This window comes from Falsiruegeria mediterranea M17 (assembly GCF_900302455.1).
GTDB classification, from domain to species: domain Bacteria; phylum Pseudomonadota; class Alphaproteobacteria; order Rhodobacterales; family Rhodobacteraceae; genus Falsiruegeria; species Falsiruegeria mediterranea.
In genome coordinates this window covers 260,741-270,614 of the sequence record NZ_ONZG01000008.1, presented here as the reverse complement: position 1 = coordinate 270,614, position 9,874 = coordinate 260,741, and the positions used below count along the sequence as shown (strand labels likewise).

The window sequence follows — 9,874 nt, the reverse complement described above, 5'->3', positions numbered from 1 at the left end:
TGCCCCGTCAGAACCTCAACCTGCCGCAACTTCGTGACAATCTCCTCAGGCTTTGGTCGCTTGTTGGCCATGTGTTTCCTCCGTTTTCCTAAACATAGCGGAGGACCACTTCAGTGGGGGAAGACCACTTTCTCAATCAAGACATCCTGAGGCCGTTCGAAGATCTGAGTGTCCAAGCCCGGCTGATAGAGCTGGCCGGGACTGCCGCAATGCGCACCGCAATTCAGCCCCCCGTTCTTTATCGAAGACTACACCCTGCTGTCCAAAGAAGCGTTGATCACCCTCGACGCCCACGGCAACCAGCTCGCCACCGCCGAACTGGCCCGCAAGAGAGCGCCCAGAGACACCGCCTGAATACGCTTCAGACCACTTCAATTCAGAGAAATTCTGGAGAAACCCTTGCGCTTCACCGCGCCAGACCCCATAAAACAGGGGACATTGAGAGATACGTCGCGAGCTTCCCAAGCTTAAGTTACGGGTTCGATTCCCGTTACCCGCTCCAGCGTCTTCAAAAAGTTTTTTGGCTCAGACGTCGCTTACGACACGGTCCGTGCTGGATATGTTTCAGCCCGCCGACGCGCTGGTTTCACCCCTCACATACGGGCTAGTCGAGTTCCCAAAGACCGACGCAATTGCACCCGCATTGCCTGAAACTCATAATTGCAGCACAGTAAGGTTCAGAGAAATAGACAATAAAACTGTTCAGAGGGAGAGAACATGAATTGCCTTACTCGACTATTTGCGGTTTTGAGAGTTTTTGTTGTCGCGATTTTCATAGCAGGACCTACAGCACATTCACCGGCCCTAGCCCAAGAAACACCTCAAGAAGAACTCCAGGATAACACCTCTTCAGAGGTTTCAGAACTGGTTACGCGTGCGCTTGAGGCAAACGTGTCGCTGGAGGATCTGAATATCCTTTTGGTTCCGCTGACAGCGTCGGAAATGGCGCAAGTTGTCGAGGGCTGGCAGGCGCATTTGCGATCACACCTTGAGCTGTTGTCCAACTTGAACCTGGATATCAAAGTTTCCTCGGATACCGCAGCAGAAGACTTGCGAAAGCAATTGACGCTGGTGCAACAAACGAACAAGTCCTACTTAGACAATTTTCAAACCGCAATAACAGCTTGGCAAGGAAAAGGTGCCTCACCGGAAGAGATCAAGCCCTATCAAGACTACGCCTATGCGGCGACTGCGGGTGCACTGCGAACGACAGACCCCAAAACCCTGATGAACGCCGCTTTGGATTGGTTAACCGACACAGATGGGGGTTTGGGTTTTCTGATCAGTGTCTTAACGATCATGGTCGCGATTTGGGCGCTGATGTTGGTCGCACGCTTGGCACGCCGGATGACAATTCGGGGCCTGACACGAGTGCCGACGCTGTCGAAACTACTCAAATCCTTCATCTCGACGGCCGTATTCTGGGCCGTGATGGTTTTGGGCGTTCTGGTGGTTCTGGGGCTGTTCGGGGTCAATGTCACACCGCTCTTTGCCGTCTTTGGCGGGTTGTCCTTTATCCTGGGCTTTGCACTGCAAGAGACATTGGGCAACCTGGCCAGCGGGTTGATGATCATGGTGCTGAAACCGTTCGACACGGGCGATTACATTCAGGTCGGGAGCTCGTCAGGGTTTGTTGATGAAATGTCCGTTGTGTCGACCAAGATCAGAACCTTCGACAACCAAATCATTGTTGTTCCCAACTCCAAGATCTGGGGCGATATCATCACCAATGTCAGCGCCTCCGAAACCCGGCGCGTCGATCTGGTGTTTGGCATCGGGTACTCTGACGACGCGGCATTGGCCATCGAAGTGCTCACGAAACTGGTTGCGCAACATGAGCTTTGCCTCAAGGATCCAGCACCCGAGATCTTTGTCGGCGAGCTTGGAGAAAGTTCCGTCAACATCTTCTGCCGCCCCTGGGCCAAGAACGACGACTATTGGACGGTGTTTTGGGATCTCACCGGTCAGGCCAAAATCGAATTCGATGCCAATGGCATTTCAATCCCATTCCCGCAGCGCGATGTTCATCTGATCCCAGTCGAAGGAGCCGCGCGGTGAGAATCTTCCTTTGTGCTCTATTCATTTGCATCCTAACCGCCGCCTCGGTTTCGGCCCAATCGGAACGTCCGACATCAAAGGAAACAACTCGCGACGATCCTTCCTTTCTGGCCCCCGTGATCATAGACGGCGACGAATTGTTTGTAATCCGCGGGTCGAGCGCCCTGCCTGCAGAAAAACGGGCAGAACGCATTCAGGACCGCATAATCGAAGCTGCAAACGCGATGGCCTCGGACAGGTTCGAGATCACGATCCAAAGAGGCGAGTTCGGCGAAGACATCCTGGTGAATGATAGGATGATTTCGGTCACCACCGTGGCGGACGCGGAATTCGAGCAGATGGAAATTGACGTGCTTGCAGGCCTTCAGGCCCAGGCGATCGAAGCCGCCATTCTGAAGTACCGCGAAAACCGATCTCAATCGGCTCGAATTGACAGCGCCCTGAGCGCCGTGGCCTGGTCGGCCGGGTTCCTGATCGTGAGTTTTCTGTTTTTCACACGCCGCAGGAAAGTGTCGGATTTTGTCGAAAAGCTGGCCCGGAAACGGACAGCCCAGGTCGAGGCAGCAACCAAGTCTATTCTACAACGCAAAGCCCTGACCAGCCTGGTCAATTTCTTTGTCATGATCTTTATGTGGACCTGCTATCTGATCCTGTTCTACTACTATCTGAGCTTTGTTTTGCTGGCATTTGCCGAAACCCGACCGGTGGCAGAGCTTTTGCTGAAATACGTCAGTGAACCCCTCTTGAGCGTGATGCGCGCTATCATTGCATACCTACCAAACCTGATCATGCTGGGCATCATCGCCCTGATCGCGCGGTATCTGATCCAAGGCATCGGGATCTTCTTTGACAACCTGGAACAAGGTGTGTTCGAGATCGCCGATTTCGAAAAGCACTGGATCGGTCCCACGTTCTTTTTGACCAAGATCCTGATCATCGTGATCGCATTGGTCTTTGCCTATCCCTATATCCCCGGCTCGGGTTCGCGGGCCTTTCAGGGGCTGACCATTCTGGCGGGTGTTATGGTGTCGTTGGGTTCGAACACGGTCGTTTCCAACATGATGGCCGGCCTTTTTGTCATCTACCGGCGCAGCACCAACGTGGGCGACCGCATTCAGGTGGGCGACAAGATTGGGGATGTGGTCGAAATCAAGCTGATGGAAACCGTCATCAAGTCGATCAAGAACGAGATGATCAGTATACCCAACGCTCAGCTGCTGAATTCCGAGGTCGTCAATTTCTCGCGCAAGGTCGATGGACGCGGCATTCTGGTTCATACCACCGTCGGCATCGGGTACGAGGAGCCCCCGAAAAAGATCAAGGCCATGCTGATCGAGGCGGCGCACCGGACCCAGGGTCTCAAGAAGAACCCTGCCCCGTTTGTGCTTTGGACGCAGCTGGCGGACTATGCGATCAACTATGAGGTCAACGCTTTTACCTCAAGGGGCTCCAGTCTGCCAAAGATCCGCTCGGACCTGCATGAAAACATCGTGGATGTGTTCAATGAAAACGGGACCCAGATCATGACGCCGTCATATATCTCGGACCCCGAGGTGCCCAAAATTCCCGAAGCGCCCTGGGACGGGAAACTGGCTCATTCGTCGACAGATGACGCTTAAGGTTTGGGCCGGTCCCAGCGACCGGCCCTTCCCAATCATTCGGATAGCAAGTCGCGGAACTGCTCTTTCAACTCGCGCTTCAGCACCTTGCCTGTTGCACCCAGGGGCAAGGCATCAACAAAGACAGCCCGATCCGGGATCTGCCATTTCGCCACCTTGTCATCGAACCAGCTTAGAATCTGCGCTTCGCTTACATCCTGATCCGGGGCCCGAACGGCAACGATCACGGGGCGTTCGTCCCATTTGGGATGAGGCAGGCCGATGGCCGCCGCACTGGCCAGCTGCGGATGCCCGACAGCGATGTTTTCAAGCTCGACCGAGCTGATCCATTCACCGCCCGATTTGATGATGTCCTTGGACCGGTCGCGGATCGTCATGTATCCGTCAGCATCCAACGTGGCCACGTCTCCGGTCGCGAACCAGCCGTCCTGCAACAGCTCTTCTCCCTGTTTCAGGAAATAGCTGTCGAGCACCCAATGCCCGCGCACCATCAGGTCGCCTTGGGTTTCCCCATCATTCGGCAGGTCTTTGCCCTCATCGTCCACGATCTTGAGCTCGACCCCAAACGGCGGCCGCCCCTGGTTTTCTCGCAATTTGTGCTGCTCTGCTTCTGGCAGGTCCAGATGCTTGGCCAGAAGGGTGTTGGTGGACCCCAGCGGGCTCATCTCGGACATGCCCCAGGCGTGGATGGTCTCGACGCCATAAACATCCCGGAATTCATCCATCATCGACGGCGGACAGGCCGAGCCGCCGATCACCGTGCGGGTCAGGCTTGCAAGCGTCGTGTCATTCTCACGCGCATAGGCCAGCAATCCCGCCCAGATCGTCGGCACACCAAGGGCAAGCGTAACGCCGTAGCTGTCGATCAGCTCGACAAGTGCTTTACCTTGCAGATCGGCCCCAGGCAGTACCATTCGCGCGCCTGACATGGCACTGGCATAGGGTGAACCCCAAGCATTGACGTGGAACATGGGCACCACCGGCATCACAACGTCCCGCGCAGAATACCCCACGCAGTCAAGCGTATTTGACGCAAAACTGTGCAGAACCGTCGACCGATGGGAATAGAGAACACCCTTGGGGTTTCCGGTCGTTCCAGATGTATAACAAAGGCTTGAGGCCGTATTTTCATCCAAATCCGGCCACTGGAAGTCACGATCACCTTGGGCCACCAGTTCGTCGTAAAACTTCAACCCCGGGATCTTTTCGGCCGCCGCCTCGTTGCGCGGCCCCATCAGAACGACATGTTCCAGTGTTTCAAGCTGATCCAACAGAGGTGCGATCAGCGGCACAAAAGTTTCGTCCAGAAACAGGACTTTATCCTGCGCATGATTGACGATGTAGACAAGCTGTTCGGGGAACAGACGCGGGTTGATGGTGTGGCAGACAAACCCTGCCCCCGATGTGCCATAGTAGATCTCAAGATGGCGTCGGTTGTTCCAGGCCAAGGTCGCACAGCGGGTCTGTGGCTCCAAACCCAAGTTCGTCAAAGCTGCCCCCAAACAACGGGCATTTTCTGCGATCCCAGCCCAATTGGTCTGTTCGATCCCCCCGCCGGTTTTCGCAGACCAAATCTCGGTCTGTCCATGATACCGCGCGGCGTGATCAATGAGTGACGAAATCAGCAAGGGTTGCGTCATCATCTGTCCGAGCATCCCAAAATCCTCCCATATGTTCGGCCCTGTTCCCGGCCGATCCTCACCTGTTTCAGGCATTCCACAATCAAATGTCAGACAATTGATCCGAGCTCGATATGTCAAGTCATAACCGTACCGCAACGTCTTCGAAAAACGCGGCTTGCGCTGCTGAGGTGCGATCTCTAGCCATGCGGGTATGGATATTCGTTTTCACACACCGTTGACCGCAAAAGAACAATTGGACTTTGGCCTGGACGCCCCACAACCGCTGGCGTTGGCGGACAAGGTGCGGTTTGCCGAACTCGACCCGCTGAACCACGTCAACAACAAGGCCTATATCGAATGGTTCGAGACCCTGAGAGTGTCGTATTTCGATAATCTTTGCGCCTTTTGTTACGAGGGTCTGGAAACGCCGCGCCTGGTGATCCGCAGCGCCAACATTCACTACATCCGCGAAATGGTAATGGATGAGATCTATGTGACCACCGCCCGGGTCACGCGGTTCCGCAACACGTCTTTTACGATTGAACAACAACTGTGGTCTGGCGATTTGCGGGCCACGCTGACCGGCGTGATGGTCGTGTTACGCCCCGACGGGTCGGGACGCTACCCGCTGCCGCAAACGCTGCGCGAGGTTTTTGTCAAACGCGATGGTGCAACGCCTGAGGGGTAATTTAGGAGCGGTGTTTCAGAACAAAATCGACCAAGGCCGCAGTTGATCCGTCTTTTCCATCCGCACTTTGATCACCGTCAACGATGGGGGCAAGTGACGTGGCCAGTTCCTTGCCCAATTCGACGCCCCATTGATCGAAAGAGTTGATACCCAGGATCACCCCCTCGACAAACACGCGGTGTTCATAAAGCGCGATGATCTGCCCCAGAACAAAGGGTGTCAGCTGCGGATAAACCAACGTGGTCGAGGGGCGGTTGCCCGCAAACACACGATGGCGCGCTTGTCGCTCCAGTTCATCCCCCGTCATCCCACCCGCTGCCATCAGCGCGCGCGCCTCGTCGAGTGTTCGGCCACGCATCAAGGCCTCGGACTGGGCCAGGCAATTGGCCACCAGCAGGCGGTGATGATGCGCCAAATCGGGTTCGTGACCTTCGGCGGCCACCATGAATTCGCAAGGCACAATGCCGGTGCCCTGGTGGATCAACTGATAGAACGCATGCTGGCCGTTGGTGCCTGGTTCCCCCCAGACGACCGGACCAGAAGGCACGGTCAGCGCGGATCCATTCATTGCGACCGACTTGCCATTTGATTCCATCTCAAGCTGTTGGAAATAAGCAGGCAAACGGGACAGGCGTTGATCATAGGGCAGCACCGCGCGGGTTGGATAGCCGCAGATCTGATGGTGCCAAAGACCAGTCAAAGCCAGCAAGACGGGCATATTCTCGATCCATTCGGCGGACCGGAAATGCAAATCCATCGCCTGCCCGCCCCGCAAGAAGGCGTCAAAGGCCTGCGGCCCGATCGCCAGCATCACCGGCAACCCGATTGGCCCCCAGACCGAATAGCGCCCGCCAACCCAATCCTCAAAACCGAACACGCGCTCGGGCGGGATGCCGAATGCGTTGGTCTTGTCCAGCGCGGTTGACACGGCCGCAAACTGCTGCCCCGGATCACCGCCACCATCCGACATCCAAGCGCGTGCGGTACGTGCGTTGGTCATGGTTTCGATGGTGGTGAAGGTTTTGGATGCAACGATCACCAAGGTGCGCGTCGGGTCTAGCGAACCCAGAACATCGGCAATATGAGCCCCGTCCACATTCGACACAAAATGGCACGCAGGCCCGTCGTGATAGGGCGCCAAGGCCAGTGTCGCCATGGCCGGGCCCAGATCCGAACCGCCAATGCCGATGTTGACCACATCCGTGATCGCGCCGCCTGCACCGGCAAACACGCCTTGGCGCACATCCTCGGCAAAGGCACGCATGCGCGCCAGCATGTCCAGCACGCCGGGCATCACGTCCTGACCGTCCACCAGAACCGGCCCACCGTCCAGATTGCGCAGCGCCGTATGCAGAACCGCACGCCCTTCGGTTTCGTTGATGGCTGCGCCTGCAAACATCGCATCGCGGCGACCGCCCAGATCGATCTGGTCACACAAGTCGATCAGCGCCGCGCGCACGGCTTCATCAATCAATGTCTTGGAATAGTCGAACCGTAGATCACCGGTTTCGACCGAGTACCCATCGGCCCGCCCCTCATCGCGCTCAAACAGATCCATGATGCGACGATCTTTATCTTCGTCACGCAGGCGGTTCAGCTCATCCCACATCAGTCTACCTATTTTGCCCAATACACATTGGTGTTGTTCAACACGGCCGAGATTGGTGCCTCTTCGGGGGGCATGGTCATGGCACGGTCCAGTGCATCGCGTTTTTCCGGCCCGAAGATCACCAGATGCTTGGACAACGCCCCGTCCAGCACAGGCCCGGTCAACGACACGCGGGCCTCGGGTTGCGTTTCAGGTCGGGCAACAGTCAGCACCGGCGCGTCCGAGGCCAGTGCGGCATCCAGCCCCTCCATCCCCGGGAACAACGAAGCGGTGTGCATATCATTGCCCATGCCCAACAACAGCACTGACAGCGGCAAATGCGGGGCCAGCATCGCCTCGGTTTCGGCCAGGTTCTGCTCGGCTGTGCCGCCGCCAAAGAGCGGCAGGAATACAGCGGAAGACGCCCTGTTGGTCAAAAGCCGTTCCTTGATCAGCCTTGCATTCGAGCGTTCATCGCCCTCGTCAACACAGCGCTCATCTGTGGGCAGCACATGCACCCGATCCCATTCCAGATTGGCCGCACAGAGCGCGTCGAAAATCGGCCCCGGCGTGGTACCGCCCGGCACCGCAAAGGACACCGTCTCATGACGCAAAAGCGCCGTTTCCAAAGCGCCCGCCAAAACATTGGCCACATCAATGGCCAGCATGTCGCGATCTGCGTATTCCACCAATCTCATAGCATCACTCTCAGGGGTTAATCCCCTGCCAATGGCGACCATCACGTTTGATCAACAGCTCGGCGTCGCCGGGTCCCGTGCTGCCACTTTCATAAGGTTTGGGCACGTCACCGCGCGCCTCCCATCCGGCAATCACCGGATCAGTCCAAGCCCAGGCGGCCTCGACCTCGTCCCCGCGCATGAACAGTGTCTGGTTGCCGCGCACCACGTCCATGATCAGCCGCTCATATGCGTCAGGCGGATCCTGCCCCTCAGGCCCCAAGGCTTCGGCAAAGGACATGTCCAGCGGCACATCCACCAGACGCATGCCACCTTGCCCCGGTTCCTTGATCGTCACCTTGAGGGTGATGCCCTCGTTCGGTTGCAAGCGGATCGACAAGACGTTGGCATGGCGTCCGGCATCGGCGCCAAAGATGGAATGCGGTGCGTCCTTGAACATGACGTTGATCACGGACGACCGCGCCTTGAGCCGTTTGCCCGTGCGCAGGTAAAACGGCGTACCGGCCCATCGCCAGTTGCTGATGTGGGTCCGCAGCGCGATGTAGCTTTCGGTGGTGCTGCGCGGATTTCCCACCGCCTCACGATAGCTTGGATGCTCCTCGGCCTCGCCATCGCGCGCCAGATACTGTCCGCGTACGATGTGATGCGGCTCAACCGGATCAAGAGCTCGGATCACCTTGAGCTTTTCGTCGCGTACGGCATCCGGGTCGAACTTGGCCGGCGGTTCCATCGCGATCAGACACAACAGCTGCATCAGATGGTTCTGCATCATATCGCGCATGGCGCCTGCGCGATCATAATATTCGCCGCGGCCACCCACACCCACGCTTTCGGCCACCGTAATCTGGATGTGATCGACGTATTGGCTATTCCAGAGCGGTTCGAACAGCATATTGCCGAACCGGACGGCCATCAGGTTCTGCACCGTCTCTTTGCCCAGATAGTGGTCGATGCGATAAATCTGGCTTTCGTGGAAATGATCAGCCAGCGTCGCATTCAGAGCCTTGGCGCTGTCCAGATCATGACCAAACGGTTTTTCGACCACGATCCGGGTCTGGTCATTGACCATCCCATGCGCCTTGGTGCGCTTGGCCAAGGGACCGAACAGACGCGGCCCGACCGAAAAGTAATAGGCCCGCACCCGGTCGCCCGTGATCTTGGCCGACAATTCCTGCCACCCTGCGGCACCGAGGGCGTCAACCGCCACGTAATCCAGACAGGACAGGAACCCGTCCAGCGTGCCATCTTCGCAGTGGCGCGGCGTCGTAAATTCCTTGATCGCATCAGCGACAAACGCACGATAGGCATCCGCATCCTGCGTTCGACGCGCAGCCCCGATGATCCGCGCCTCCTGCGGAATCTGCCCCGCACAATACCGGCGGAACAATGCGGGCAAGATCTTGCGCCGTGCAAGATCGCCTGTGCCGCCAAATATGATCAGGTCGAAGGGATCGACCGGGATGACACGTGAAACCATGATCCGTCCTTAAGCTCTCTTACTGGCAAAGTCCAATGTTAGCGCAAACAATTATTCAATCCCAATGCTTCACAAGTCTGTCAGACGATCATCGGCGACTTTAACTTCTTTCCCGAAATAGGCT

Annotated in this window: 7 protein-coding genes; 3 read left to right on the top strand and 4 right to left on the bottom strand. The window is 57.0% G+C overall.

All coding sequences use genetic code 11. The features are described from left to right. Nucleotides 1–891 precede the first annotated feature (891 nt). Together TRM7615_RS16785 and TRM7615_RS16780 are read left to right on the top strand one after the other, a co-directional pair. Entirely contained in the window at nt 892–2,058 is a 1,167-nt protein-coding gene (locus tag TRM7615_RS16785; RefSeq protein WP_235824119.1) for a mechanosensitive ion channel family protein, read from the top strand. Beyond that, the gene (locus tag TRM7615_RS16780) at nt 2,055–3,677 is read left to right on the top strand and encodes a mechanosensitive ion channel family protein (RefSeq protein WP_235824118.1); all 1,623 of its coding nucleotides are present in this window, start codon (nt 2,055–2,057) and stop codon (nt 3,675–3,677) included. Before TRM7615_RS16785 ends, TRM7615_RS16780 begins: the two co-directional genes overlap by 4 nt. Before the next feature lie 35 nt (nt 3,678–3,712). Here TRM7615_RS16780 and TRM7615_RS16775 read toward each other — a convergent pair whose 3' ends face one another. Beyond that, nucleotides 3,713–5,332 carry a long-chain-fatty-acid--CoA ligase gene (locus TRM7615_RS16775; protein ID WP_108789588.1) on the bottom strand — a complete coding sequence of 540 codons (1,620 nt, stop codon included), beginning with the start codon at nt 5,330–5,332 and terminating at the stop codon, nt 3,713–3,715. A gap of 178 nt (nt 5,333–5,510) precedes the next feature. On the opposite strand from TRM7615_RS16775, the gene TRM7615_RS16770 reads away from it, so the two are divergent. Next, nucleotides 5,511–5,987, top strand: a complete 477-nt coding sequence (locus TRM7615_RS16770; protein ID WP_108789587.1) for an acyl-CoA thioesterase — start codon at nt 5,511–5,513, stop codon at nt 5,985–5,987. Nucleotide 5,988: 1 nt separating this feature from the next. Here TRM7615_RS16770 and pgi read toward each other — a convergent pair whose 3' ends face one another. Genes pgi through zwf form a run of 3 tightly spaced genes read right to left on the bottom strand, consistent with a single transcriptional unit; the run spans nt 5,989 to nt 9,750 of the window. Next, nucleotides 5,989–7,596 carry a glucose-6-phosphate isomerase gene (gene pgi, locus TRM7615_RS16765; protein ID WP_108789586.1) on the bottom strand — a complete coding sequence of 536 codons (1,608 nt, stop codon included), beginning with the start codon at nt 7,594–7,596 and terminating at the stop codon, nt 5,989–5,991. Nucleotides 7,597–7,604: 8 nt separating this feature from the next. Then, on the bottom strand, nt 7,605–8,273 hold the full coding sequence (pgl, locus tag TRM7615_RS16760; protein ID WP_108789585.1) for a 6-phosphogluconolactonase: 669 nt from the start codon (nt 8,271–8,273) through the stop codon (nt 7,605–7,607). Between the two features lie 10 nt (nt 8,274–8,283). Then, nucleotides 8,284–9,750 (bottom strand): glucose-6-phosphate dehydrogenase, encoded by a 1,467-nt coding sequence (gene zwf, locus TRM7615_RS16755; protein WP_108789584.1) that lies wholly within the window; start codon nt 9,748–9,750, stop codon nt 8,284–8,286. Nucleotides 9,751–9,874: the final 124 nt, after the last annotated feature.